This window comes from Burkholderia sp. AU33803, from assembly GCF_002223095.1.
Lineage (GTDB): Bacteria > Pseudomonadota > Gammaproteobacteria > Burkholderiales > Burkholderiaceae > Burkholderia.
On record NZ_NKFJ01000004.1, the window covers coordinates 1,240,081 to 1,266,319 of the forward strand.

The window sequence follows — 26,239 nt, forward strand, 5'->3', positions numbered from 1 at the left end:
TCAAGACCGGTCAAGCATGCAGGTCGATTGCGGACAACTTCCACGAGAACAGGCCGAAGCGGTGGAATATCGCCGCATAGCGCGTGCCGTCGGCACTGCGCTGGTAGGTCACGACGAATTCATCGATATTCCGGTAACCGGCGCTGGTTTGCTGCGGGTGCGGCGCATGCGTTGCATCGACCGGGCTGGCCGGTGCGGCAGCGGCGGATGGCGATGACGCAGCGGTAGCGGCCGCGTTGCTACCCGGAGCGGCTGCGCTCGCGGGAGGAGCCGGATTGGCCGATGGTGCCGCCGGCGCATTGCTACCGGGCGGCAGATTCGACCATTCGGGTGGACGCTCACCTGGATTGCCACGCGGTGGTAATCCGCTCATCAGTGCGGCCACGCCTTCCGGGGTCGCGTACGCATCGACCAGCGGGCCGATCAGTGCGGATCCGATCAGCGCACCGAGCACCGCGAACGGATTGTTCTTCTTCACCGCGTCGATCCGGCGCATCAACTCTTCAGTGACCTGCTGCTTCAGGCTGATGCGCAGCGACGGGAAATCGACATATTCACTGATGGCCTGCGCATCGCGCGCATCGATCGCCGATTTCAGGCGACCGAGGGCGACGTACGGCGACGCGTAGGCATAGCCGATGGCCACGACGATGGCGACGGCCAGCACGACGATCAGAAGGGGCTTGAGCCGCCATGCGCGGCCCGAAGATCCGGTCACGTTGCCTCCGGTGCGGGGATGTCCGCAATCAGAGACCGCCTGGCGTGGCCGATCGTTCCTCTGCAATGCAGCGATCGATCATCCGGCACACGGCATCGATCGTGCCGACCATGATCAGGCGCGACCGGCCGTGATAAACGCGCACCGGTGCACGGCGCGCGGGTTCGGCGTGATTCAGGCCGGCGTTCAGCGATACCCGCGCGAAAGCGGGGAGCGCCGACGGCAGCAGGGACGCCTGCCGTTCGACTGCGACTTCTTCTTGCACAGGCGCCGCTGCGGACAGCGGAGCGCAGGGCGTGCGGCCGCGCAGGTGACGCAGGCGGCCGAATTGACGGAAAGGCAGCAGACGGGCAAGGCGTTCCATGATGTTCTCCTCAGCGAGACGGAATGTCAGAGTTCGCCCGAGCGAATCAGCCCGACGGCGATGCCTTCCAGCGCGAATTCCGCGCTGCCGGCCTTGACGAAGATGTTTTCGTAATCCGGGTTCTCCGCGATCAGCTCGAGACCGCCCGGCCGGCGCATCAGGCGCTTGACCGTGACGTCGTCGCCGAGACGCGCGACGATGATCTGGCCGTCCTTTGCTTCCGTGCGCTTCTGCACGGCGAGGAGGTCGCCGTCGAGGATGCCGGCGTCGCGCATCGACAGGCCGCGCACTTTCAGCAGGTAGTCGGGTTTGCTGGAGAACAGCGCGGGATCGCACGCGTAATGCTGCGAGATGTGCTCCTGCGCAAGGATCGGGCTACCGGCCGCGACGCGGCCGACGAGCGGCAGCGACAGTTGCATCAGGCCGGCGTGCGGCAGCGTGAACTGGTGCGGGGCATCGTCGATGCCGAGCAGGCGGATGCCGCGCGACGCGCCGGCGGCCAGCTCGATCACACCCTTGCGCGCCAGTGCGCGCAGGTGCTCCTCGGCCGCATTCGGCGAGCTGAAGCCCAGTTCGGCCGCGATCTCGGCACGGGTGGGCGGGAATCCGGAGCGCTCGATCGCGCGACGGATCAAGTCGAACACTTGCTGCTGACGGGCGGTGAGTTTGGTCATGGCTCAACTGTATGGATAGACAGTGAGCTGTATTTTTATACAGTAGTCCGCGAATTTCAAGTGTTACGTGAGGTTCGACGCGATCACGCCGGTTCCGACGCGATTTTGCGACGTCCGGACGGCGGTTCATCTGCCACAACCGTCCATCCCGTCTGCGTTAGCACTTTTGAGTATTAAAAAATAAGGAACGATTATTTTTAATCATGTAACCCGTTCGTTAGACTGGCCCGACATCGCAATACCGACAACACTGGAGAACCAAGGATGGGCAAGCGCAATACGGGGCTGGTGGGCGGAGTGGGCCGCCTGATCGCAACACTCGCGCTGGGCGCGGCGGCGGCGCTGGGCGTCGCGACGCACGCACAGGCCGATACGACCTTCCTGAACGTGTCGTACGACCCGACGCGCGAGCTGTATCAGGACTTCAACCAGGCGTTTGGCAAGGAGTGGAAGGCGAAGACGGGCGAGACCGTCAACTTCAAGCAGTCGCACGGCGGCTCGGGGGCGCAGGCGCGCTCGGTGCTCGACGGCCTGCAGGCCGACGTCGTCACGCTGGCGCTCGCGTACGACATCGATGCGCTCGCGAACAAGGGGCTCGTCAACAAGGACTGGCAGAAGCGCCTGCCCGACAACGCGTCGCCGTACACGTCGACGATCGTGTTCCTGGTGCGCAAGGGCAATCCGAAGGGGATCAAGGACTGGGACGACCTGACCAAGCCGGGCATCTCGATCGTCACGCCGAACCCGAAGACGTCGGGCGGCGCGCGCTGGAACTACCTGGCCGCGTGGGCGTACGCGCTGCACAAGCCGGGCGGCAACGAGCAGACGGCGAAGGAATTCATCACGAAGCTCTACAAGAACGCCGGCGTGCTCGATTCGGGCGCGCGCGGCGCGACGACGAGCTTCGTGCAGCGCGGGATCGGCGACGTGCTGATCGCATGGGAAAACGAGGCATTCCTGTCGGTCAAGGAATTCGGCACCGACAAGTTCGAGATCGTCGTGCCGTCGGTGAGCATCCTGGCCGAGCCGCCCGTCGCGGTGGTCGACAAGGTGGTCGACAAGAAGGGCACGCGCAAGCTGGCCGAGGCGTACCTGAACTTCCTGTACAGCCCGCAGGGCCAGGAGATCGCGGCACGCAACTACTACCGGCCGCGTTCGAAGAACGTGCCGGCGGAGCTGACGAAGCAGTTCCCGAAGCTGAAGCTGTACACGGTCGACGATACCTTCGGCGGCTGGACGAATGCGCAGAAGACGCATTTCGCGGACGGCGGCGTGTTCGATTCGATCTACAAGCCGCAGTAACGCCATAACAACGGCGGCGCGCCACGATAGCGCGCCGCATCCCCGACGGGGCCGCCGGCGCGATTCACTGCGCCGGCGTTTGCGTCGGACCCATGAGCAGCATCGACCCAGCAAGAGCATCCGATGACGACGTACACCTTTCGCAAGCCGAGCGCGCTGCCCGGTTTCGGCGTGACGCTAGGCATCACGGTGGCCTATTTGAGCCTCGTGGTGCTGATACCGCTCGCCGCCACGTTCCTGAAGACCGCGACGCTGTCGTGGGACCAGTTCGTCACCGCCGTCACGTCGCCGCGCGTGCTCGCGTCGTACCGGCTGACGTTCTCGGCCGCGCTCGGCGGCGCGCTGATCAACGCCGTGTTCGGCTTTCTCGTCGCGTGGGTTCTGGTGCGCTACACGTTCCCGTTCAAGCGCCTCGTCGATGCGGTCGTCGACTTGCCGTTTGCCCTCCCGACGTCGGTCGCCGGCATTTCGCTCGCGGCCGTTTACGCGACCAACGGCTGGGTCGGCCAGTATCTCGCGCCGCTCGGCATCAAGATCGCGTTCACGCCGGCCGGCGTGCTGGTCGCGCTGACCTTCATCGGGCTGCCGTTCGTCGTGCGCACGGTGCAGCCGGTGCTCGAGGATTTCGAGCGCGAGCAGGAGGAGGCCGCCGCGTGCCTCGGCGCATCGCGCTGGCTGACGTTCCGCCGCGTCGTGCTGCCGGCCGTGCTGCCGGCGCTCCTCACCGGTTTCGCGCTTGCGTTCGCACGCGCGCTCGGCGAATACGGCTCGGTGATCTTCATCGCCGGCAACGTGCCGATGAAATCCGAGATCACGTCGCTGCTCATCATCACGAAGCTCGAGCAGTACGACTACGCGGGCGCGACCGCGCTGGCAGTCGTGATGCTCGTCGTGTCGTTCCTGATGCTGCTGCTGATCAACACGCTGCAGTGGTATCTGCAGCGCCGTACGAGCAAGGGCGCGAGCGGTCCGGCGCCCGCCGCCGCCACAGCCGCCGCAGCAGGAGGCCAGCAATGAGCCAGGAGGCCACCGTCGTGCTGAAAACCCCGTCGCCGGCCGCGCGTGCCACGAAGCGGCTCGACCCCGTCAGCGAGTCGCGCGTCGTGCGCTGGCTGCTCACGGGCATCGCGCTGGCGTTCCTCGCGTTTTTCCTCGTCGTGCCGCTCGCCGCGGTGTTCGTCGAGGCGCTGCGCAAGGGCGTCGGCTTCTATTTCGAATCGCTGGCCGATCCCGATGCGTGGTCGGCGATCAAGCTGACACTGACCGTCGCCGTGATCGCGGTGCCGCTGAACCTCGTGTTCGGCGTGTGCGCATCGTGGGCGATCGCGAAGTTCGAATTCCGCGGCAAGGCGCTGCTGACGACGCTGATCGACCTGCCGTTCTCGGTGTCGCCGGTGATCTCGGGCCTCGTGTACGTGCTGCTGTTCGGCGCGCAGGGCTGGTTCGGGCCGTGGCTGCAGGATCACGACGTGCAGATCATCTTCGCGGTGCCGGGCATCGTGCTCGCGACGATCTTCGTCACGTTCCCGTTCGTCGCGCGCGAGCTGATTCCGCTGATGCAGGCGCAAGGCACCGACGAGGAAGAAGCCGCGCGCGTGCTCGGCGCGTCGGGCTGGCAGATCTTCCGCCGCGTGACGCTGCCGAACGTGAGGTGGGGCCTGCTGTACGGCGTGATCCTGTGCAATGCGCGCGCGATGGGCGAGTTCGGCGCGGTGTCGGTCGTGTCCGGCCACATCCGTGGCGTGACCGACACGATGCCGCTGCACGTGGAGATCCTGTACAACGAATACAACTTCGCGGCGGCGTTCGCGGTGGCGTCGGTGCTGGCGCTGCTCGCGCTCGTCACACTCGCGCTGAAGCTGATCGCCGAGCGTCATCTTGCGGCCGAACTGGCCGACGCGCACGACGCCGTTCCCGCACATGCCGGCCCCGTCGGCGCCGTTTCGTCGAAATCGTAAAGAGGCAACCAGAATGGGTATCACCGTCCGTAACCTTCAGAAGCGCTTCGGCGATTTCACGGCGCTCGACAACGTATCGCTCGACTTCCCGCCCGGCGAGCTGGTCGCGCTGCTCGGGCCGTCCGGCTGCGGCAAGACCACGCTGCTGCGCGTGATCGCGGGCCTCGAGCACGCGGATGCGGGCCAGGTCGTGCTGCAGGGGCTCGACGTGGCATCGGTCGGCGCACGCGACCGCCAGGTCGGCTTCGTGTTCCAGCACTACGCGCTGTTCCGCCACATGACCGTGTTCGAGAACGTCGCGTTCGGGCTGCGCGTGAAGCCGCGCCGCGAGCGGCCGTCGGAAGCCGCGATCCGCGAGAAGGTGCACGAACTGCTGAAGCTCGTGCAGCTCGACTGGCTCGCGCAGCGCTATCCGTCCGAGCTGTCGGGCGGCCAGCGCCAGCGTATCGCGCTCGCCCGCGCGCTCGCGGTCGAGCCGAAGGTGCTGCTGCTCGACGAGCCGTTCGGCGCGCTCGACGCGAAGGTCCGCAAGGAGCTGCGCGGCTGGCTGCGTCGTCTGCACGACGACCTGCACATCTCGACGATCTTCGTCACGCACGACCAGGAGGAGGCGCTGGAAGTCGCGGATCGCATCGTCGTGCTGAACCGCGGCCACGTCGAGCAGGTCGGCAGCCCGCAGGACGTCTACGATCATCCGCAGAGCGCATTCGTCTACGAATTCCTCGGCGCCGCGAACCGGCTGCCGGGCACGGTCGCCGGGCGTGGCTTCGTCGCCGAGGGGGCGGCCGCGCCGATCGAGGTCGACGCCGATTTCGCCGGCCCCGCGAATGCCTATGTGCGCCCGCACGACCTGCAGCTGTGGCCGGTTGGCGAAGCAGGGCACCGCGACGGCATCGCGGTGGACGTGCGCCGCGTGATCCCGCTGGGCGGCTCGGTGCGCGTGGAGCTCGAGGCGCGTGCCGGCGGCGCGCTCGAGGCGGAACTCGATCGCGACGCATGGCGGGCGCTGTCGCTGCAGGTCGGCGACGGTGCGACGGCGGTGCCGCGCGCGGTGCGTGTGTTTCCCGCGCGTTGACGAGAAAATGCAGGGCAGGGGGCGGGATACGCTCGGAATCGACAATCAAACAACGACAGCCTAAGAGGCATACCCATGAATTTTCAGCAATTGCGGTTCGTGCGCGAAGCGGTGCGCCAGAACATGAACCTGACGGAAGTCGCGAACGTGCTGTACACGTCGCAGTCGGGCGTGTCGAAGCAGATCAAGGATCTCGAGGATGAGCTGGGCGTCGACATCTTCATCCGGCGCGGCAAGCGGCTGACGGGGCTCACGGAGCCCGGCAAGGCCGTGCACCAGCTGATCGAGCGGATGCTGCTCGACGCCGAGAACCTGCGCCGCGTCGCGCGCCAGTTCGCCGACCAGGACAGCGGCCATCTCGTCGTCGCAACGACGCACACGCAGGCGCGCTACGCGCTGCCGAAGGTGATCCGCCAGTTCACCGACGTGTTCCCGAAGGTGCATCTCGCGCTGCGCCAGGGCAGCCCGCAGCAGATCGCGCAGATGATCCTGAATGGCGAGGCCGATCTCGGCATCTCGACCGAGGCGCTCGACCGCTATCCGGACATCGTCACGTTCCCGTGCTATTCGTGGCACCACACGGTCGTCGTGCCGAAGGGCCATCCGCTCGTCGGCCGCGAGAACCTGACGCTCGAGGAAATCGCCGAGTACCCGATCATCACGTACGACCAGGACTTCACGGGCCGCTCGCATATCGACCAGGCGTTCACGCAGGCGGGCGCCGTGCCCGACGTCGTGCTCACCGCGATCGACGCGGACGTGATCAAGACCTATGTCGAACTCGGCATGGGGATCGGCGTGGTCGCGGCGATGGCCTACGATCCGCAGCGCGACACGGGGCTCGTCGCGCTCGATACGCAGCATCTGTTCGAAGCGAGCACGACGCGGGTGGGGCTGCGCAAGGGTGCGTTCCTGCGCGCGTATGCGTACCGGCTGATCGAGATGTTCGCGCCGCATCTGAACGAAGCGGAAATCGCGGGGCTGTTGCGCGAAGCCGTTTGACGGCAGCGCGTCGTGCGTCATCCGCGCGCTCGGCGCGGATGGCGCGACATACCGGCGCGGGTTGTCATGTATTGGGCAGCGGCAGGCGATTTGCCGCTGCCTGGGTCGATCGACTCACCGTATCATCGACCGCCATCGCGGTTTCCGTCCGATTCTTCGCCGCACAAGGCGAACGACATGTATTCGCTTGCCGGCCCAACGACAAGAACAAGAGCGTCGCGTGCACGCCTCGTTGCGGGTTAGGCCATCTGCCCTATCGAGCGATCCATTGGCCCGTAAATGTGATTCAATGCGCGTGAATGCCGGGTGACGTGCGCTCGGGCCGTCCGTTGGTCGCCATCCTGCCGGCCGGATCGCATCAGCGACGCAACGCGCAACACCGGAACGAAGTGCGAAAAGCAACGCCGGCAGGCCGTCCGCCTTCAAGAAACCACGCACGTGGATCGCCGGTTCCGGCATGCCCGCGGACCTATCGCGCAGCACGCAACACGCGTGACGAAGAGGTAAACAATGAATCTGAAATGGCTTCTCTTTTCCTTCGAAGGCCGGATCGGGCGCCTGCCGTGGTGGATCTACGCGCTGGTTTCCACGGTGCTCAGCGCGATTTTCGATGCGAGTTCCCGCGGTGCACCGGAAGACGATCTGCCGCCGCTGGTGATGCTGGTGGCCGTCGTCATCGCGGTCGTCGCGGTGTGGTCGTCGATTGCGGTCGGTGTGAAGCGGCTGCACGACATCGACAAGTCGGGATGGTGGATGCTGCTGCTGTTCGTGCCGATCGTCGGCGCGCTCGCGTTGTTCGTGATGAACGGCTTCATCGCCGGCACGCCGCATGCGAACCGCTTCGGCGAGCCGCCGTCGGCCGATGAAGACGAACCGGCGCCGCGGGGCCCGGCGTGACACGCGCTCCGAATAAACCCTTAAATATTGATCAGACAGGTTGCACGCCGACGCGAATCGGTACAGCATAGCCTTCACTCCGCCGGCGTCCCGCCGGCGGCGGCGCGTAAACGACAGCGCGCCAGGCAGTCGGCCGTCTGCCTCGCTTCCATTCCGTGGTACCGACAGCAGCATCGATGGCCATTGCCCGGGTAGTGTGGCGCAAACGTTTGCTCACATTAAAACAACAGTCAAATAATCGTCCGGCCCTTGGGGCCAGTCGCCAGGAGATGAGTATGAATGTTCGCTTTCGCCGTCGCTTCCTGACCGCCGCGCTCGCCGCCGTCGCGGTCGCCGCCGCACCGGCCGTCCACGCGCAATCGGCAGCCAAGCCGAAGGTCGCGCTCGTGATGAAGTCGCTCGCCAACGAGTTCTTCCTGACGATGGAAACAGGCGCGAAGGAATACCAGAAACACAACGCGGGCCAGTTCGACCTGATCACCAACGGCATCAAGGACGAAACCGACACCGCGAACCAGATCCGCATCGTCGAGCAGATGATCGTGTCGAAGGTCGACGCGATCGTGCTCGCGCCGGCCGATTCGAAGGCGCTCGTGCCGGTCGTGAAGAAGGCGGTCGACGCGGGCGTCATCGTCGTGAACATCGACAACCGGCTCGATCCCGACGTGCTGAAGTCGAAGAACCTGAACGTGCCGTTCGTCGGCCCGGACAACCGCAAGGGCGCGCGCAAGATCGGCGACACCCTCGCGAAGCGGCTGAAGGCGGGCGACCAGGTCGGCATCATCGAAGGCGTGTCGACGACGACCAATGCGCAACAGCGCACGGCCGGCTTCCAGGACGCGATGAAGGCGGGCGGGATGAAGGTCGTGTCGGTGCAGTCCGGCGAATGGGAGATCGACAAGGGCAATGCGGTCGCCGCCGCGATGCTCAACGAATACCCGAACCTGAAGGCGCTGCTGTGCGGCAACGACAACATGGCGATCGGCGCCGTGTCGGCCGTGCGCGCGGCCGGCAAGCAGGGCAAGGTGCTCGTGGTCGGCTACGACAACATCAACGCGATCAAGCCGATGCTGAAGGACGGCCGCGTGCTCGCGACCGCCGATCAGTACGCGGCGAAGCAGGCCGTGTTCGGTATCGACACGGCGCTCAAGGCGATTGCGGAGCATCGCAAGCAGGCCGACATGTCGGGCGTCGTCGAGACGCCGGTGGACCTCGTGACGAAGTGACGCGGCCCCGATGCGGCCGCCGCCCTCAAGAATCGGGCGCGGCGGCCGTTATCCGGGGTGAGCGCGATCACGGCCACTGCATGCACATGCACTTGTGAGCGTCACACCCGCGCGCCGCGTGCGCGCGGCCGCAACCAGGATCGCGATGGACCCGACTTTCCAACCCTCCCGCGCAGCCGCTCCCGTGCTGTCCGTCTCCGGCATCGGCAAGACCTATGCCGAACCCGTGCTCGCCGACGTCACGCTGACGCTCGAGGCGGGCCATGCGCTTGCGTTGACGGGCGAGAACGGCGCCGGCAAGAGCACGCTGTCGAAGATCATCGGCGGCCTCGTCGAGCCGACCGCCGGCACGATGCAACTCGGCGGCACGCCGTATGCGCCGGCGAGCCGGACGCAGGCCGAGGCACTCGGCGTGCGCATGGTGATGCAGGAGCTGAACCTTCTGCCGACACTGACGGTTGCCGAAAACCTGTTCCTGAACCGCCTGCCGCGGCGCTTCGGGATCATCGATCGCGCGCGGCTGCGCGACGATGCACGGGCCGCGATGGCGCAGGTCGGGCTCGACGCGGTCGATCCCGATACGCCGGTCGGCGCGCTCGGCATCGGCCACCAGCAGATGGTCGAGATCGCGCGCAACCTGATCGGCGACTGCCGCGTGCTGATTCTCGACGAACCGACCGCGATGCTGACCGCGCGTGAAGTCGAGCTGCTGTTCGAGCAGATCGACCGGCTGAAGGCGCGCGGCGTCGCGATCGTCTACATCTCGCACCGGCTCGAGGAACTCGCGCGGGTCGCCGAGCGCGTCGCGGTGCTGCGCGACGGCCGGCTCGTCCACGCGGGCGACATGGCGGCGACGACGTCAGACGGGCTCGTCACGCTGATGGTCGGGCGCGAGATCGGCGAGCACATCGATCTCGGCGAGCGTCGTGTCGGCGCGCCGCGGCTCGTCGTGTCGGGCCTCAGCCGCGGGACGGCGGTGCGCGACGTGTCGCTCGAGGTGCGCGCGGGCGAGATCTTCGGCATCTCGGGGTTGATCGGCGCGGGACGCACCGAGCTGCTGCGGCTGATCTACGGCGCGGATGCGCCGGACGCGGGGACGATCGCGATCGGCCAGCCGCCGAAGCCGGTGCGGATCGGTTCGCCCGTCGAGGCGGTGAAGCAGGGCATCGCGCTGATCACCGAGGATCGCAAGGGCGAAGGGCTGCTGCTGACGCAGTCGATCACCGCGAACGTGTCGCTCGGCCAGCTCGACCGGCTCGCGCGCGGCGGGATCGTCGACGGCGCGCGCGAAACGGCGCTCGCCGAGCAGCAGATCGACGCGCTGCGGATCCGTACGCACGGCGCGACGCAGGCGGTCGGCGAGCTGTCGGGCGGCAACCAGCAGAAGGTCGTGATCGGTCGCTGGCTCGCCCGCGACATGGGCGTGCTGCTGTTCGACGAGCCGACGCGCGGGATCGACGTCGGCGCGAAGTTCGAGATCTACACGTTGATGGGCGCGCTCGCGCGCGAAGGCCGCGCGCTCGTCGTCGTGTCGAGCGACCTGCGCGAGCTGATGCTGATCTGCGACCGGATCGGCGTGATGTCGGCCGGGCGCATGACCGCCGTGTTCGAGCGCGGCAACTGGACCCAGGATGCGCTGCTGGCCGCGGCGTTCGCCGGCTTCGGCCGCGACACGCCGCCGGGCGGCGCGCAGCATCCGGACGCGGGGCAGGCGCAAGGCGCCGCTCCCGGCACTTCGAATACAGGACGACCGCAATGACCCAGCCTCCCGTAACCCCGACCGACGCAGGCGCGCAGCAGGACGTGACGGGGCGCCGTGCGCGCACGCTGTCCGGCACGCGGCTCGGCCTGTCGAACTACCTCGGGCTCGCCGGTGCGCTCGCCGCGATGATCGCGCTGTTTTCGGTGCTGAGCTCGCATTTCCTGACCTACGATACGTTCAGCACGATCGCGAACCAGATTCCCGATCTCGTCGTGATGTCGGTCGGGATGACCTTCGTGCTGATCATCGCCGGGATCGACCTGTCGGTCGGCTCGGTGCTCGCGCTCGCCGCGTCGATGGTCAGCGTCGCCGCGCTGAAATGGCAGTGGGGGCCGCTGCCGGCCGCGCTGATCGGCATCGCGGTCGCGACCGTCACGGGCGCGTTGACGGGCGCGGTCACGGTCGGCTGGCGGATCCCGTCGTTCATCGTGTCGCTCGGCGTGCTGGAGGCCGCGCGCGGCCTCGCGTACCAGCTGACGAATTCGCGCACGGCCTATATCGGCGACGCGTTCGATTTCCTGTCGAACCCGATCGCGCTCGGCATCTCGCCGGCATTCCTGATCGCGGTCGCGGTGATGATCGCGGCCCAGTTCGTGCTGACGCGCACCGTGTTCGGCCGCTATCTCGTCGGGATCGGCACGAACGAAGAAGCGGTTCGACTTGCAGGGGTTAACCCGAGGCCGTATAAAATTCTCGTATTCGCATTGATGGGCGCCCTCGCAGGGCTGGCGTCGTTGTTCCAGATTTCGCGGCTCGAGGCGGCCGACCCGAATGCGGGCGTCGGTCTCGAACTGCAGGTGATCGCCGCCGTCGTGATCGGCGGCACGAGCCTGATGGGCGGGCGCGGCTCGGTGATCAGCACGTTCTTTGGCGTGTTGATCATCTCCGTGCTGGCCGCGGGGCTGGCGCAGATCGGTGCGAACGAGCCGACGAAACGGATCATCACCGGCGCGGTGATCGTGGTGGCGGTCGTGCTCGATACGTATCGTAGCCGGCGCACCCGCGTGCGGTAAAAAGACAGACAGAACAGACCAGAGAGAAACGGGAAATGGCGACGATCAAGGATGTGGCGGCCATGGCGGGCGTGTCGTTTACGACCGTCTCGCACGTGGTGAACAATTCGCGGCCGGTGTCCGCGGATGTGCGTGCGAAGGTCGAGGGCGCGATCCGCGAGCTGAATTACGTGCCGTCGGCCGTGGCGCGCTCGCTGAAGGCGCGTGCGACGGCGACCATCGGCCTTGTCGTGCCGAACAGCACGAATCCGTACTTCGCCGAGCTTGCGCGCGGGATCGAGGATCAGTGCGCGGCCAATGGCTATTGCGTGTTCTTCTGCAACTCGGACGACGATCCCGTCAAGCAGCGCAACTACCTGCGCGTGCTGCAGGAAAAGCGAATCGACGGGCTGATCGTCGCGTCGGCGGGCGAGGATGCGGTGCTCGCGCAGACACTCGCGGATATCCACGCGCCGCTCGTCGTCGTCGACCGCAACATCGAGGGGCTCGCGGCCGACCTCGTGCAGATCGATCACGAGCGCGGTGCATACCTGGCGACGCGTCACCTGCTCGAGCTCGGGCACGCGAAGATCGGCTGCATCACGGGGCCGACCGACACGGCGGTCAGCGCCATGCGCGTGCACGGCTTCATCCGCGCGATGGCCGAGCGCGGGGTCGACATCGTGCCGGGCGCGATCGCGGAAAGCGACTTCTCGTGCCTCGGCGGTTATCACGCGGCGTCGCGGCTGTTCGAATCGGTGCGGCCGAGCGCGATCTTCGCGGGCAACGACCTGATGGGCGTCGGCGCGCTGCGCGCGGCGGCCGAGCGCGGCATGCGCGTGCCCGACGACTGTTCGATCATCGGGTTCGACGACATCGAATTCTCCCGTTACACGTATCCGGCGCTATCGACGGTCGGCCAGTCGGTGCGCGCGCTCGGCGAAATGGCCGCGCAGACGCTGATCGAGCGCATCGGCGGCGGCTCGACCGCCGTGCCGAGCCGCCGCCGCGTCGTGTCGCCGCGCCTCGTGCTGCGCGAGTCGACGGCGATTTACCGCGAGCCGCCGGCCTCCGGCGGTCGCGCATGACGGCGCCCGCGGCAGGCGCCGGCCGCGTGACGGTGGTCGGTAGTCTCAACATGGATCTGGTCGTGCGCGCGCCGCGTCTGCCGCTGCCGGGCGAAACGCTCGCCGGTCATGCGTTCGCGCAGGCGGCGGGCGGCAAGGGCGGCAACCAGGCGGTTGCGGCCGCCCGGCTCGGCGCGCAGGTCGCGATGATCGGTTGCGTCGGCGCGGATGCGCACGGTGCCGCCCTGCGCGCGGGGCTCGACTCCGAGGGAATCGACTGTGCGGGGCTCGCGACGAGCGCATCGGCGTCGACCGGCGTCGCGCTGATCGTCGTCGACGATGCGAGCCAGAACGCGATCGTGATCGTCGCGGGCGGCAACGGCGAGGTTACGACCGAGACGGTCGCCCGGCACGAAGACGCACTGGCGTCGGCCGACGTGCTGATCTGCCAGCTCGAGACGCCGCCGGACGCGGTGTTCGCGGCGCTGTCGGCCGGGCGGCGGCTCGGCCGCACCGTGGTGCTCAATCCGGCCCCGGCCGTCGCACCGCTGCCGGACGGCTGGCTGCCGCTCGTCGACTACCTGATCCCGAACGAGGTCGAGGCGGCCGCGCTGACCGCGCTGCCGGTGCGTGACCCGGCGGAGGCGGAAGCGGCCGCGCGCGTGCTGCAGGCAGGCGGCGCGCGCAACGTGCTGGTGACGCTCGGCGCGCGCGGCGTGCTGGCGCTGACGGCTGATGGCGCGGCGCGGCATTATCCGGCGCCGGCCGTGCAGGCCGTCGACACGACGGCCGCCGGCGATACCTTCATCGGCGGCTTTTCCGCGCGGCTCGCGGCCGGCGCGGACGTCGACACGGCCATCCGCTTCGCGCAACGCGCCGCGGCACTCTCGGTCACGCGAGCGGGCGCGCAGCCGTCGATTCCCACGCTGGCCGAACTGGCCGAATAGGGCCCGATCAAGCATCGCGGCCGGTCCGTCGCAAACGACGGCCGGCCGCCCGCCTGCGACGCGCGCCGGCAGCGGAGCGCCGCCCCTCCCTTGGCTTCCAAACCCACGCTGAAACACGCATTATTCATTTAGCTATTTGTAATAAACAGACGAATAATTCGAAAAAATAGCGGAAACACCATCAAGTTGTGCGGTGCGTGGTCGTAAATGCACCAAGTGAAGCAATGCTTCGAAGCGACGGGCTGTCCCGTCCATCACGACGCAACACAGGAAGGATGATGGTGTTCAAAAACCTGACGATTCGTGCGCGCATCGGTCTCACGATGGCGTTTCTGGCGGTACTCCTGGGGGTGATCGGCGCGCTTGGCGTGTACGGCATGACGCGCGCGAACGACACGACGCGCGATATTTTCACGAACCAGATGCCTAGCGCGGTCGACGTTTCGGTGGCCGAGATCTACGCTGCGCGCGAACGCCTGGCGCTCGACCGTGGGGCGCTGCTGGCCGGCACACCCGACGCGGCGGCGGCCGTCGAACGAAGCCGCGCGATGCGCGCGCAGTCCGACACGTGGTGGCAGAAATACCTCGCGTTGCCGCGCGGCCCGGAGGAAGACCGGCTCGCGCAGGACGTCGCCGCGAAGCGGCAGGCGTTGCAGCACGCGTGTGACGCGTTCGCGAGCGTGATCGCGGCAAATCAGGCCGACCGGATCGGCGAAGGCGCGAAGCAGCTCCAGGCGAGCTACAACGACCTCTCGGTGGCGAGCGAGGCGCTGCGCAACTTCCAGTTCACCGATGCGCAAGCCGGTTTCGACCGTGCGGAATCGGCGTTCGACACGGTGCGCGTGTTGGCGATTGTCGCGCTGGTGGCCGGCCTTGCCGCCGCGGTCGTGTCGTGGCTGACGCTGAGCCGCGCGATCGGCCGTCCGATTGCCGACGCGCTCGCGCATTTCGACGCGATTGCCGCCGGCGACCTGCGCCGGCCGATCGTCGTGGATCGCCGTGACGAGATGGGCCAGCTTCTCGAAGGCCTCGGCAAGATGCAGCGCGGGCTCGTCGACACGGTGCGCACCGTGCGCGGCGGCAGCGAGTCGATCGCGACCGCGGCGCGCCAGATCGCGGCCGGTAACATCGACCTGTCGTCGCGCACCGAGGAACAGGCCGCGGCGCTGCAGGAAACCGCGTCGAGCATGGAGCAGCTGACCGGCACCGTGAAACAGAACGCGGACAATGCACGCCAGGCGAGTTCGCTGGCCGCGAACGCGTCGGAGATTGCAAACAAGGGTAATACGGTGGTCGGCCAGGTGGTCGGCACGATGGGCGAGATCAACGACAGCTCGGCGAAGATCGCCGACATCATCGCGATCATTGAAGGAATCGCGTTCCAGACCAACATTCTTGCGCTGAATGCCGCAGTCGAGGCGGCGCGGGCAGGCGAGGAAGGCCGCGGTTTCGCGGTCGTCGCGGGCGAGGTGCGCAGCCTGGCCCAGCGTTCGTCGGCCGCGGCCAAGGAGATCAAGGCGCTGATCGACGCGTCGGTGGAGCGCATTCGCTCGGGTTCCACGCTGGTCGACGAAGCAGGGCGCACGATGAGCGACGTGATCGGTGCGGTGCAGCGCGTGACGGACATCATGGGCGAGATCGCGGCGGCCTCCGAGGAGCAGAGCGGCGGGATCGACCAGGTGGCGCGCGCGGTCGCGCAGATGGACGAGGTCACGCAGCAGAATGCGGCGCTCGTCGAGGAAGCCGCGGCTGCCGCGCAATCGCTCGACGAACAGGCCGGGCGCCTGCGTGAAACGGCAGCGGTCTTCCAGCTCAATGAAGACGACGCACGCCCGGGTGTCTCGACACCGGTGTCCGTACGTCACGCGCCGCGTGCGGCCGCGGCAACGGTCGCGGTGCCCGTCCAGGCTGCCGTGCGCGACGAGCGCGACGCACCACCGAAACGCGTCGCCGCAGCGGCGCCGGCACGCAAGCCCGTCGCTGCTCCAGCGGCGCCCGCGCAAGCGGCCGCTACCGCCGGCGCGGACGATTGGGAAACCTTCTGATTCGCGCGCATCGCGCATCTATCCCCATTTGGTGACGAACGACGCCCGCGACATGCGGGCGTCGTCGTTTCCGTGATGGAAATAATGTGACAGGCGACGGGCATGAACGACGATCGTGCGGCGTCGCATGCAGGGTGAAACATGCGTCGAAGGATGCGTGCACAGGTGGTGCGTCATGTTCCCGCATCCGTCGTACGGGTATTTCCGTAAGGGCGCTGCGAAAAAAATTTGTAACGGTGCGCACAACGTGTCGTCGAAAACGACCGCTCGAACGTATAGGGATGAAGGGGAGAGGTGACGACGTCGGATATGTCCAACACACAAGACGTTCCGTTGTTCGACGAGACGCGACGGATGCAGTTTCTGCGGCTCGGGAGGTCGATTGTAAAACGACGAAATGTGTTGTCCAAGCGGTGTTGTCGAGAATGACGAACTTCATACGAAGAGTTCGTGAAAAAAAATAAGAAAGGGTTTAGGATGAATTCGAACGCGCTTGCTTCTGCGCAGTCGTACGAAGGCAGGCACGTCTTCAGACTCAGGCGAGGGAGGTAGCATGGATATTTACAGCAGCTTCGCGAACCGCTTCGAAAAAACGCGAGAGGAAGAGCTCTCGCTGGAGGAGTATCTCGCGCTCTGCAAGAACGATCCATCCGCGTACGCGACGGCTGGTGAACGCATGCTGGAAGCAATCGGGGAACCTGAACACATCGATACCCGCAACGACCCGCGCCTGTCGCGGATCTTTGCGAACAAGGTCATCAAGGTCTATCCCGCATTCCGTGAGTTCTACGGAATGGAGGAGGTGATCGAGCAGGTGGTCGCCTACTTCCGACACGCTGCGCAAGGGCTCGAAGAGAAGAAGCAGATCCTCTATCTGCTTGGCCCGGTGGGCGGCGGCAAGTCGTCGATCGCCGAGCGTCTGAAGCAACTGATGGAGCGCGTGCCGTTCTATTCGCTGAAGGGTTCGCCCGTCAACGAATCGCCGCTCGGGCTGTTCGACTACGACGAAGACGGTCCGATCCTCGAGGAACAGTACGGCATTCCGCGCCGCTACCTGAAGAACATCCTGAGTCCGTGGGCCGTCAAGCGGCTGCACGAATACAACGGCGACATCCGCCAGTTTCGCGTGGTGCGCCGCTATCCGTCGATCCTGCGGCAGGTCGGCATCGCGAAGACGGAGCCGGGTGACGAGAACAACCAGGACATCTCGTCGCTGGTCGGCAAGGTCGATATCCGCAAGCTCGAACAGTACGCGCAGGACGACGCCGACGCGTACAGCTACTCGGGCGGCCTGTGCCTGGCGAACCAGGGGCTGCTCGAGTTCGTCGAAATGTTCAAGGCGCCGATCAAGGTGTTGCACCCGCTGCTCACCGCCACGCAGGAAGGCAACTTCAAGGGCACCGAGGGCTTCGGCGCGATTCCGTTCGACGGGATCATCCTCGCGCACTCGAACGAGTCGGAGTGGAAGGCGTTCCGCAACAACCGCAACAACGAGGCACTGCTCGACCGGATCTTCGTCGTGAAGGTGCCGTACTGCCTGCGCGTGTCGGAAGAGACCAAGATCTACGAGAAGCTGATCCGCAACTCGTCGCTGGCCGAAGCCGTGTGCGCGCCGGGCACGCTGAAGATGATGTCGCAGTTCTCGGTGCTGTCGCGCCTGCACGAGCCGGAGAATTCGAGCCTGTTCTCGAAGATGCAGGTGTATGACGGCGAGAACCTGAAGGACACCGATCCGAAGGCGAAGTCGTACCAGGAATACCGCGACTACGCTGGCGTGGACGAAGGGATGACGGGCGTGTCGACACGCTTCGCGTTCAAGATCCTGTCGCGCGTGTTCAACTTCGATTCGAGCGAGGTGGCGGCCAACCCCGTGCACCTGATGTACGTGCTCGAACAGCAGATCGAACGCGAGCAGTTCCCGCCGGAAACCGAGCAGAAGTACCTGTCCTTCGTGAAGGACGTGCTCGCGTCGCGCTACGCGGAATTCATCGGCAAGGAGATCCAGACGGCCTACCTCGAGTCGTATTCGGAGTACGGCCAGAACATCTTCGACCGCTACGTCACGTATGCGGACTTCTGGATCCAGGACCAGGAATTCCGCGATCACGACACGGGCGAGAGCTTCGACCGCGCCGCGCTGAACGCGGAACTGGAGAAGATCGAGAAGCCGGCCGGCATCAGCAATCCGAAGGATTACCGCAACGAGATCGTGAACTTCGTGTTGCGTGCACGGGCGGCGAATGCCGGCAAGAACCCCGTGTGGACGAGCTACGAGAAGTTGCGCGTCGTGATCGAGAAGAAGATGTTCTCGAACACCGAGGAACTGTTGCCGGTGATTTCGTTCAACGCCAAGGGTTCGGCGGAGGAGCAGCGCAAGCATGAGGACTTTGTGAACCGGATGGTCGCGAAGGGCTATACGCCGAAGCAGGTGAGGCTGCTTTGCGACTGGTACCTGCGCGTGCGCAAGTCGTCATGACACGCGCGGTACCGCGCCCGTACGGCGTCGCCGTACGGGTGTTTTCAGAGACGCCGCCCGCATGACGGGAGACGGCATGTGCGGCGAGCGTCCCGGCATATCGACTTTCGAGCGGGAGACCGGGAGTGCTTCATCAAATCATCGACCGCAGGCTGGCCGGCAAGAACAAGAGTATCGCCAACCGCGAACGCTTTCTGCGTCGCGTCAAGAACTACATTCGTCGCGCCGTGTCCGATGCGGTGCGCGACCGTAGCATCAAGGATATCCAGAGCACGCAAAGCATCACGATTCCGCGCAAGGACATCGCGGAGCCGAATTTTCGGCACGCCCCTGGCGGACGTCGTGAATACGTGCACCCCGGCAACGAGGACTACGTGCGCGGCGACAAGATCCCGCGTCCGCAGGGCGGCTCGGGCGGGGGCGGCAGTCAGGCGAGCAACGAGGGCGAAGGGCAGGACGACTTCGTGTTCGAGTTGTCGCGTGACGAGTTCATGCAGTACTTCTTCGACGATCTCGAACTTCCGCGCCTCGTGAAGACGCACCTGCTGACGGTGCCGAGCTGGAAGAACGTGCGCGCGGGCTGGTCGGCGGAAGGCACGCCGAACAACATCGACGTCGTGCGTTCGCTGCGCAGCGCGCTCGGGCGTCGCATCGCGCTCGGCTCGCCACTCGTCAACGAGTTGCGCGAACTCGAGGCGCAGCTCGAGGCAATGAAGCGCGATCCGGAAGACCGGCGCGCGGAGATCGCGGTGCTCGAGGCCGAGATCCATCACCTGAAGGGGCGCATCTGGCGGATTCCGTTCATCGATCCGTTCGACCTGCGCTACATCAACCGCGTGAAGCAGCCGCAACCGTCGAGCCAGGCCGTGATGTTCTGCCTGATGGACGTGTCGGGCTCGATGGACGAGCAGCGCAAGGATCTGTCGAAGCGCTTCTTCATCCTGCTTTACCTGTTCCTCAAGCGGAACTACGAGCGCATCGAGGTCGTGTTCATCCGTCACCACACGCGTGCCGAGGAAGTCGACGAAGACACCTTCTTCCATTCGACCGAGAGCGGCGGCACGGTGGTGTCGAGCGCGCTCGAGCTGATGCGCAAGGTGATGAACGAGCGCTACTCGCCGACCGAGTGGAACATCTACGGCGCGCAGGCGTCCGACGGCGACAACTGGACCGACGATTCGCCCAAGTGTCGCAAAATCCTGGAAGAGGATATCCTCACGAAGACGCGTTACTTCGCGTATATCCAGGTCGCGCCGGAAGAGCAGAACCTGTGGCTGGAATACGCGCAACTGGCCTTGTCGCAGCCGCATCTCGCGATGAAAAAAGTGGAATCGGCTGCCGACATCTACCCGGTGTTTCGCGAATTGTTCGAAAAGCAGGTGGAAATGTCATGACGACCCGCCATCTGCACAACGAGTCGCGCGGCTATGCGCCGCGCCCCTCCGGCGACGACACGGCCGGCCCTGCCGCATCGCAGCAACGCGGGCAGGCCGAACCGCCGCCGCCGGCCGCCGACTTGCCCGGCTCCGGGCGAAAGGAAGCGCGTATGAACGTTGCCGAACGCAAGCCGCTGCCGTGCCCGTCCGACTGGACGTTCGAACTGCTCGAGGAATACGACACGCACATCTCGCAGGTTGCCGAACAATACGAGCTCGATATCTACCCGATCCAGCTCGAACTGATCAGCGCCGAGCAGATGATGGACGCGTATGCGTCGGTCGGGATGCCCGTCAACTACCGTCACTGGTCGTTCGGCAAGCATTTCCTGTCGACCGAGAAGAGCTACCGTCGCGGCCAGATGGGGCTCGCGTACGAAATCGTCATCAACTCGAACCCGTGCATCGCGTACCTGATGGAAGAGAACACGATGACGATGCAGGCGCTCGTCATCGCGCACGCGGCGTACGGGCACAACTCGTTCTTCAAGGGCAACTACCTGTTCCGGCTGTGGACCGACGCGCACGCGATCATCGACTATCTCGTGTACGCGAAGAACTACGTCGCGGAATGCGAGGAGCGCTACGGCCTCGATCGCGTCGAGGAACTGCTCGATTCGTGCCATGCGCTGATGAACTACGGCGTCGACCGCTACAAGCGGCCGCAGAAGCCTTCGCTGTCGAAGGAAGCCGCGCTGCGGCGCGAGCGCGAGGCGTACCTGCAGTCGCAGGTGAACGAGTTGTGGCGCACGCTGCCGGGCAAGAAGCCCGAGCTGATGGAAGAACAGGAAGAGCGCTATCCGCCCGAGCCGCAGGAGAACCTGCTGTATTTCGCGGAGAAGAATGCGCCGCTGCTCGAGCCGTGGGAGCGGGAAGTGATCCGCATCGTGCGCAAGATCGGCCAGTATTTCTACCCGCAGCGGCAGACGCAGGTGATGAACGAAGGCTGGGCGACGTTCTGGCACTACACGCTGCTGAACACGCTGTACAACCAGGGGAAGCTGGAAGACAGCTTCATGATGGAGTTCCTGCACTCGCACAGCAACGTGGTCTACCAGCCGCCCGTCACGAAGCCGTACTACAGCGGGATCAACCCGTATGCGCTCGGCTTCTCGATGATGAGCGACATCCGGCGGATCTGCGAAGCGCCGACGGAAGAGGACTACAAGTGGTTTCCGGAGATCGCGGGCACCCCGTGGCTGCCGGCGATGCACTATGCGATGCGCAACTTCAAGGACGAGAGCTTCATCGCGCAGTACCTGTCGCCAAGCCTGATCCGTGACATGCGGCTCTTCTCGGTGCTCGACGACGACATGCGCGATTCGCTCGAGGTGTCGGCGATCCACGACGATTCGGGCTACCAGTACGTGCGGCAGGCGCTGTCGCGGCAGTACGACATCCATCACCGCGAGCCGAACATCCAGGTGTGGGCGGTGAATACGCGCGGGGATCGCAGTCTCACGCTGCGCCACTTCATGACCGACAACCGCCACCTGTCGAACGACAGCGACGAGGTGCTCAAGCACATGGCGCGGCTCTGGCAATTCGACGTGTTCCTGGAAAGCGTCGATGAGGCCGGCACCGTGCGCAAGCGCTACGAGTGCCGCTACGTGCCGCCGGAGGTGCGGATCTGAGCGTCGCCTGCGGAATGTTTGCATCGGACGCCAGCCTTGCGGCTGGCGTTTTCATATGACGAGCGCGTGGCGGGAGAAAAATTTTCTACATCGGGACGAACCCGGAGAGCCCGTTACTTTACATTTCGCTAAAATTCCGTAGCGCCGTGCGCCGGAACCGGTGCCACGTACGATCGCACGCGGCGGCCCCCAGCCGTCTCGCCCAGAAAGCACTAAAAAGGAACTGACCAATCCATGGACGTCCAGACCGACCAAGCTGCGCTGTCCGCGCATGACACCCGGCGGCGCGTGTTCGCCATCGTCGGCGCCTCGTCGGGCAACCTCGTCGAGTGGTTCGACTTCTACATCTACTCGTTCTGCGCGCTGTACTTCGCGCCGGCGTTCTTCCCGAGCGGCAACACGACGACGCAGCTGCTGAACACGGCCGGTGTGTTCGCGGCCGGCTTCCTGATGCGTCCGATCGGCGGCTGGCTGTTCGGCCGCATCGCCGACCGTCACGGCCGCCGCAACGCGATGATGATCTCGGTGCTGATGATGTGCGGCGGCTCGCTCGTGATCGCGGTGCTGCCGACCTATGCGCAGATCGGCGCGCTCGCGCCGGCGCTGCTGCTGATCGCGCGGCTGTTCCAGGGGCTGTCGGTGGGCGGCGAATACGGCACGAGCGCGACCTACATGAGCGAGGTGGCGCTGAAGGGCCGCCGCGGCTTCTTCGCGTCGTTCCAGTACGTGACGCTGATCGGCGGCCAGCTGTGCGCGCTGCTCGTGCTCGTGATCCTTCAGCAGACGCTGTCGGCCGACGAACTGAAGGCGTGGGGCTGGCGCATTCCGTTCGTGGTCGGCGCGGCGGCCGCGCTGATCTCGCTGTACCTGCGCAAGTCGCTCGACGAGACGTCGACGACCGAATCGCGCGACAAGAAAAACGCGGGCACGATTCGCGGCGTGTGGCAGCACAAGGGCGCGTTCTTCACGGTGGTCGGCTTCACGGCCGGCGGCTCGCTGATCTTCTACACGTTCACGACGTACATGCAGAAGTACCTCGTGAACACGGCCGGCATGCATGCGAAGACGGCCAGCAACGTGATGACCGTCGCGCTGCTCGTCTACATGCTGATGCAGCCGGTGTTCGGCGCGCTGTCCGACAAGATCGGCCGCCGCACGTCGATGATCCTGTTCGGTTCGTTCGCGGTGATCGGCACGGTGCCGCTGATGCATGCGCTGAAGGACGTGACGAGCCCGGTCGCCGCATTCGTGCTGATCACCGTCGCGCTCGCGATCGTCAGCTTCTACACGTCGATCAGCGGCCTGATCAAGGCCGAGATGTTCCCGCCGGAAGTGCGCGCGATGGGCGTCGGCCTGTCGTACGCGGTCGCGAACGCGATCTTCGGCGGTTCCGCCGAGTACGTCGCGCTGTGGTTCAAGTCGATCGGCAGCGAGGAAACCTTCTACTGGTACGTGACCGTGCTGTGCGCGATCTCGCTGCTCGTGTCGTGGCAGATGCGCGATCCGAGCAAGGAAGGGTATCTGCGTCACGAGCCGTGATCGGCTGCGCAGTGTGCGCATTGAGCGCATGCGCATCATGACGAACGTCCCGCCACCCGGCGGGACGTTTTTTTTTGCGGCGTGCGATTACGCGGGCGGTGGCGGCGCCTGGTCGGTCGCCGGATCGGATGCGCTCGACAGGCTGCCTTGCTCGACCAGCCATTCGAACATCCGCTCGACGATCGGCGAGCGCGACGGGCCTTCCATGCGCGACAGCCACCACGTGGTGCCGGGCAGGCGCGGGTAATCGGCGAGCACGGTCAGCGTGCGCTGGTCGATGCCCGCCTGCGCGACGAGGCGCGGCAGGCACGCGATGCCGCGGCCGCGCAGCACGGCGTCCAGCACGAGCCGCTGGTCGTCGTAGATCGCATGCATCCGGAACGCCGACAGCTGCTCGCAGAACACCGTCGCCAAGCGCTCGTCGGTCAGGCTGGCTTCGAGACAGATGACGCCCGCGTGCAGCGGGTGCGCGTCGCGCGGCACGCGTTCGAGTCGTTCCGCCAGCGGCGTCGCGCACACCGTCACCCATTCGTCCCGCATGAACGGGATATCGAGCAGGCCGGGCTGCAGCATCGGCCGCGTGCCGATCGTCATGTCGACGTCGATTTCGTCGACGTAGCGCGCGGTTTCGTCGGTCGACAGCAGTGGGCACAGGTCGGGCAGTGCCTGCTGCAACTGCTCGAGGCGCGGCTGCAGCCAGCCGTGCAGCAACGGCGCGGGACACACCAGCACGACGAGCCCCGGGTTCAGGTAGGTCGCGATGCGGTCGAGGCCGCCGCGCAACGTGTCCATCGCGCGCTGCACGCTGCGCTGCAGAACCTCGCCGGCGATGGTCAGTTCGACGCCGCGGCCGCGCCGGCGGAATAGCGGCTGCCCGAGTTGTGCTTCGAGCTGCTGGATCTGATGGCTGATCGCCGATTGCGACAGGTGCAGCTCATCGGCCGCCCGCGAGAAATTGCCCAATCGGGCCGCGGCTTCGAAGCCGGTCAGCAGTTTCAGGGACGGAACGCGTTGCATCGAGGTATGAGGTGAATTGATTGATTCGGCCAAGAAATATCAATATTCATCAAGTTTAACCTGACGCACAATCGGCCATCAATCACAACGGAGACGGAACGATGGGTCGCTTTGATGCTCGCCAGCGCGGTTACCGGATGCCCGCGGAATGGGAATCCATGGACGCCACGTGGCTCGGATGGCCGGTTCTCCACGATCGCGAGGATCTGTGGGGGAGCCATTACGCGCAGGTGTGCCGCGAATTCGCGCTGGTCGCGCGGACGATCGCCCGCTACCAGCGCTGCGTGGTGGCCGCGCACCACAGCCAGGCCGACGCCGCGCGCGAGATGGTCGGCGCGAGCGTCGACGTGCTGCCGGTCGCGGCGGAGGACAACTGGCTGCGCGACTGCGGGCCGGTCTTCCTGGTGAGCGAACAGCGCGGGCTGGGCGCGGCCGTGTTCCGCTTCAACTGCTGGGGCGAGAAGTACCAGCCGTACGACGGCTGCCAGCAGGCCGGGCAGGACATCGCCCGTGCGGCGGGCGCGGAGATCTTCAATTCGCACCTGGTGCTGGAGGGCGGCGCGTTTTATGTCGACGGGCAGGGCACGCTGGTCACCACCGAGAGCTGCCTGCTGCATCCGAATCGCAATCCGCACTTGAGCCGCGCGGAGATCGAGGCGGAGCTGCGCCGGATGCTGGGCGTCGAGAAGATCATCTGGCTGCCGGGCAATCCCGACGAAGTGGAGACGAACGGGCACGTGGACGGCATCGCGTCGTTCATCGCCCCCGGCCGGATGCTGTGCCAGACGGCGCTACCGGAGCAGGGCGACTATTTTCACGTGATGCGGGAAAACCGTCGCGCGCTGGAGCTGGCAACCGATGCGGCGGGGCGTCGCTTCGAGCTGCTCGACCTGCCGTCGCCGATCGTCACCGAACGCTTCGGCTCCGAGCGCTACTGCGATTGCTACGCGAACTACATTCTGGTGAACGGCGCGGTGATCGTGTCCGCGTTCGGCGTCGAGCAGGATCAGGCGGCGCGCGAGGCATTCAGCCGCGCGTTCCCCGGGCGTAACGTGGAGATGCTGCCGATTCCGACATTGTCGATCGGCGGCGGCAGCATCCACTGCTCGACGCAGCAGCAGCCGTCCGTCGCGCACTGAGCGACGTTTCGTCAGCGGTTTCCGATCCCACCGAGGAGCCATCGCAATGCCGTCCAAACACATCACCGTCGCCGCCGTCCAGATGGCGTCGGGCAGCTGGAATCTCGAAGACAACATGGCCACCGCGGAGCGCCTGATCCGCGCGGCCGCCGCACAGGGCGCGAATCTCGTGCTGTGCCCGGAACTGTTTGCGATGCCGTACTTCTGCCTCGACCAGAACGTGCGCCATCTCGAACTCGCGCAGCCGTTCGAAGGCAACGCGCAGATCGCCCGGTTCGCGGCGCTGGCCGGCGAGCTCGGCATCGTGCTGCCGATCGGCTTCTTCGAGCGTGCGGGCAATGCCGCGTACAACTCGATCGCCGTGGCCGATGCAGACGGGCGCGTGCTCGGCGTCTATCGCAAGACACATATCCCGGACGGGCCGGGCTATACGGAGAAGTTCTATTTCACGCCGGGCGACACCGGCTTCAAGGTGTGGGACACGCGCTTCGGCCGGATCGGCATCGGCATCTGCTGGGACCAGTGGTACCCGGAGACGGCGCGCAGCCTCGCGCTGATGGGCGCCGAGATCCTGTGCTTTCCGACCATCATCGGCTCGGAGCCGTTCAGCAGCACGTTCGATTCGTCCGGCCACTGGCAGCGCACGATGCAGGGCCATGCGGCCGCCAACATGGTGCCGGTCGTGGCCGCGAACCGGATCGGCCGCGAAGTCGGCTTCGGCAACGGCAATCCGGCGCAGCAGGGGCTCGCGGGCGTGTTCTACGGGTCGAGCTTCATCGCGGATCACACCGGCGAGAAGCGGGCCGAGGCGAACCGCACCGATGAAGCCGTGCTCGTGCACACGTTCGATCTCGACGCGATCCGCGCCGACCGGCAATCGTGGGGCTTTTTCCGCGATCGCCGCCCGGAGATGTACCGCACGTTGCTGACCAGCGACGGCGTGTCGTCGTGTTATCGCTGAAGGAGGCC

At 66.0% G+C, this 26,239-nt stretch carries 22 protein-coding genes; 18 read left to right on the forward strand and 4 right to left on the reverse strand.

The window, feature by feature from the left end; translation table 11 throughout:
- Positions 1-10: 10 nt before the first annotated feature.
- The 3 genes from CFB41_RS08285 to lexA are packed head-to-tail and all read right to left on the reverse strand — an operon-like array spanning position 11 to position 1,756.
- Positions 11-718 (reverse strand): DUF2939 domain-containing protein, encoded by a 708-nt coding sequence (locus tag CFB41_RS08285; RefSeq protein WP_089456158.1) that lies wholly within the window; start codon positions 716-718, stop codon positions 11-13.
- Between the two features lie 28 nt (positions 719-746).
- Positions 747-1,082: a hypothetical protein gene (locus CFB41_RS08290; RefSeq protein ID WP_006476078.1), complete on the reverse strand. Its 336-nt coding sequence runs from the start codon at positions 1,080-1,082 to the stop codon at positions 747-749.
- Positions 1,083-1,108: 26 nt separating this feature from the next.
- Positions 1,109-1,756: a transcriptional repressor LexA gene (lexA, locus tag CFB41_RS08295; RefSeq protein WP_009689103.1), complete on the reverse strand. Its 648-nt coding sequence runs from the start codon at positions 1,754-1,756 to the stop codon at positions 1,109-1,111.
- Positions 1,757-2,020: 264 nt separating this feature from the next.
- On the opposite strand from lexA, the gene CFB41_RS08305 reads away from it, so the two are divergent.
- The 16 genes from CFB41_RS08305 to CFB41_RS08385 all read left to right on the forward strand — a co-directional run bounded on the left by CFB41_RS08305 (position 2,021) and on the right by CFB41_RS08385 (position 23,114).
- Positions 2,021-3,058: a sulfate ABC transporter substrate-binding protein gene (locus tag CFB41_RS08305; protein ID WP_089440023.1), complete on the forward strand. Its 1,038-nt coding sequence runs from the start codon at positions 2,021-2,023 to the stop codon at positions 3,056-3,058.
- 123 nt (positions 3,059-3,181) lie between these two features.
- Positions 3,182-4,075: a sulfate ABC transporter permease subunit CysT gene (gene cysT, locus CFB41_RS08310; protein ID WP_089456159.1), complete on the forward strand. Its 894-nt coding sequence runs from the start codon at positions 3,182-3,184 to the stop codon at positions 4,073-4,075.
- Entirely contained in the window at positions 4,072-5,016 is a 945-nt protein-coding gene (cysW, locus tag CFB41_RS08315) for a sulfate ABC transporter permease subunit CysW (protein WP_089425349.1), read from the forward strand. The genes cysT and cysW overlap by 4 nt, the downstream gene beginning before the upstream one ends.
- Before the next feature lie 13 nt (positions 5,017-5,029).
- Positions 5,030-6,091 carry a sulfate/molybdate ABC transporter ATP-binding protein gene (locus CFB41_RS08320; protein WP_089431032.1) on the forward strand — a complete coding sequence of 354 codons (1,062 nt, stop codon included), beginning with the start codon at positions 5,030-5,032 and terminating at the stop codon, positions 6,089-6,091.
- Between the two features lie 75 nt (positions 6,092-6,166).
- A complete protein-coding gene (locus tag CFB41_RS08325) occupies positions 6,167-7,093 on the forward strand; it encodes a CysB family HTH-type transcriptional regulator (protein ID WP_006484201.1) in 927 nt (308 codons plus the stop codon).
- 510 nt (positions 7,094-7,603) lie between these two features.
- Positions 7,604-7,990, forward strand: a complete 387-nt coding sequence (locus tag CFB41_RS08330) for a DUF805 domain-containing protein (protein WP_089440026.1) — start codon at positions 7,604-7,606, stop codon at positions 7,988-7,990.
- 275 nt (positions 7,991-8,265) lie between these two features.
- Positions 8,266-9,216 carry a sugar ABC transporter substrate-binding protein gene (locus CFB41_RS08335; RefSeq protein WP_089456160.1) on the forward strand — a complete coding sequence of 317 codons (951 nt, stop codon included), beginning with the start codon at positions 8,266-8,268 and terminating at the stop codon, positions 9,214-9,216.
- A gap of 145 nt (positions 9,217-9,361) precedes the next feature.
- Entirely contained in the window at positions 9,362-10,975 is a 1,614-nt protein-coding gene (locus CFB41_RS08340) for a sugar ABC transporter ATP-binding protein (protein ID WP_089456161.1), read from the forward strand.
- Positions 10,972-11,991, forward strand: coding sequence for an ABC transporter permease (locus tag CFB41_RS08345; RefSeq protein ID WP_046545645.1), 1,020 nt, complete (start codon positions 10,972-10,974; stop codon positions 11,989-11,991). Before CFB41_RS08340 ends, CFB41_RS08345 begins: the two co-directional genes overlap by 4 nt.
- Positions 11,992-12,026: 35 nt before the next feature.
- On the forward strand, positions 12,027-13,058 hold the full coding sequence (locus CFB41_RS08350; RefSeq protein WP_011351902.1) for a LacI family DNA-binding transcriptional regulator: 1,032 nt from the start codon (positions 12,027-12,029) through the stop codon (positions 13,056-13,058).
- Complete coding sequence (gene rbsK, locus CFB41_RS08355) at positions 13,055-13,984, forward strand: ribokinase (RefSeq protein WP_089456162.1); 930 nt, start codon at positions 13,055-13,057, stop codon at positions 13,982-13,984. Before CFB41_RS08350 ends, rbsK begins: the two co-directional genes overlap by 4 nt.
- Positions 13,985-14,262: 278 nt before the next feature.
- Positions 14,263-16,029 carry a methyl-accepting chemotaxis protein gene (locus CFB41_RS08360; RefSeq protein WP_089456600.1) on the forward strand — a complete coding sequence of 589 codons (1,767 nt, stop codon included), beginning with the start codon at positions 14,263-14,265 and terminating at the stop codon, positions 16,027-16,029.
- 553 nt (positions 16,030-16,582) lie between these two features.
- Entirely contained in the window at positions 16,583-18,505 is a 1,923-nt protein-coding gene (locus tag CFB41_RS08370) for a PrkA family serine protein kinase (RefSeq protein ID WP_011351905.1), read from the forward strand.
- Between the two features lie 125 nt (positions 18,506-18,630).
- On the forward strand, positions 18,631-19,899 hold the full coding sequence (locus tag CFB41_RS08375) for a YeaH/YhbH family protein (protein ID WP_089456163.1): 1,269 nt from the start codon (positions 18,631-18,633) through the stop codon (positions 19,897-19,899).
- Positions 19,896-21,575, forward strand: coding sequence for a SpoVR family protein (locus tag CFB41_RS08380; RefSeq protein ID WP_089440032.1), 1,680 nt, complete (start codon positions 19,896-19,898; stop codon positions 21,573-21,575). Before CFB41_RS08375 ends, CFB41_RS08380 begins: the two co-directional genes overlap by 4 nt.
- A gap of 234 nt (positions 21,576-21,809) precedes the next feature.
- Positions 21,810-23,114 carry an MFS family transporter gene (locus tag CFB41_RS08385; RefSeq protein WP_089456164.1) on the forward strand — a complete coding sequence of 435 codons (1,305 nt, stop codon included), beginning with the start codon at positions 21,810-21,812 and terminating at the stop codon, positions 23,112-23,114.
- An 87-nt stretch (positions 23,115-23,201) separates the two neighbouring features.
- On the opposite strand, the gene CFB41_RS08390 is transcribed toward CFB41_RS08385, so the two are convergent.
- Positions 23,202-24,131 (reverse strand): LysR family transcriptional regulator, encoded by a 930-nt coding sequence (locus CFB41_RS08390; RefSeq protein ID WP_089456165.1) that lies wholly within the window; start codon positions 24,129-24,131, stop codon positions 23,202-23,204.
- Between the two features lie 137 nt (positions 24,132-24,268).
- Here CFB41_RS08390 and CFB41_RS08395 point away from each other — a divergent pair, with 137 nt between their 5' ends.
- Positions 24,269-25,270, forward strand: coding sequence for an agmatine/peptidylarginine deiminase (locus tag CFB41_RS08395; protein ID WP_256940977.1), 1,002 nt, complete (start codon positions 24,269-24,271; stop codon positions 25,268-25,270).
- Between the two features lie 46 nt (positions 25,271-25,316).
- The gene (gene aguB / locus CFB41_RS08400; protein ID WP_089456167.1) at positions 25,317-26,231 is read left to right on the forward strand and encodes an N-carbamoylputrescine amidase; all 915 of its coding nucleotides are present in this window, start codon (positions 25,317-25,319) and stop codon (positions 26,229-26,231) included.
- Positions 26,232-26,239: the final 8 nt, after the last annotated feature.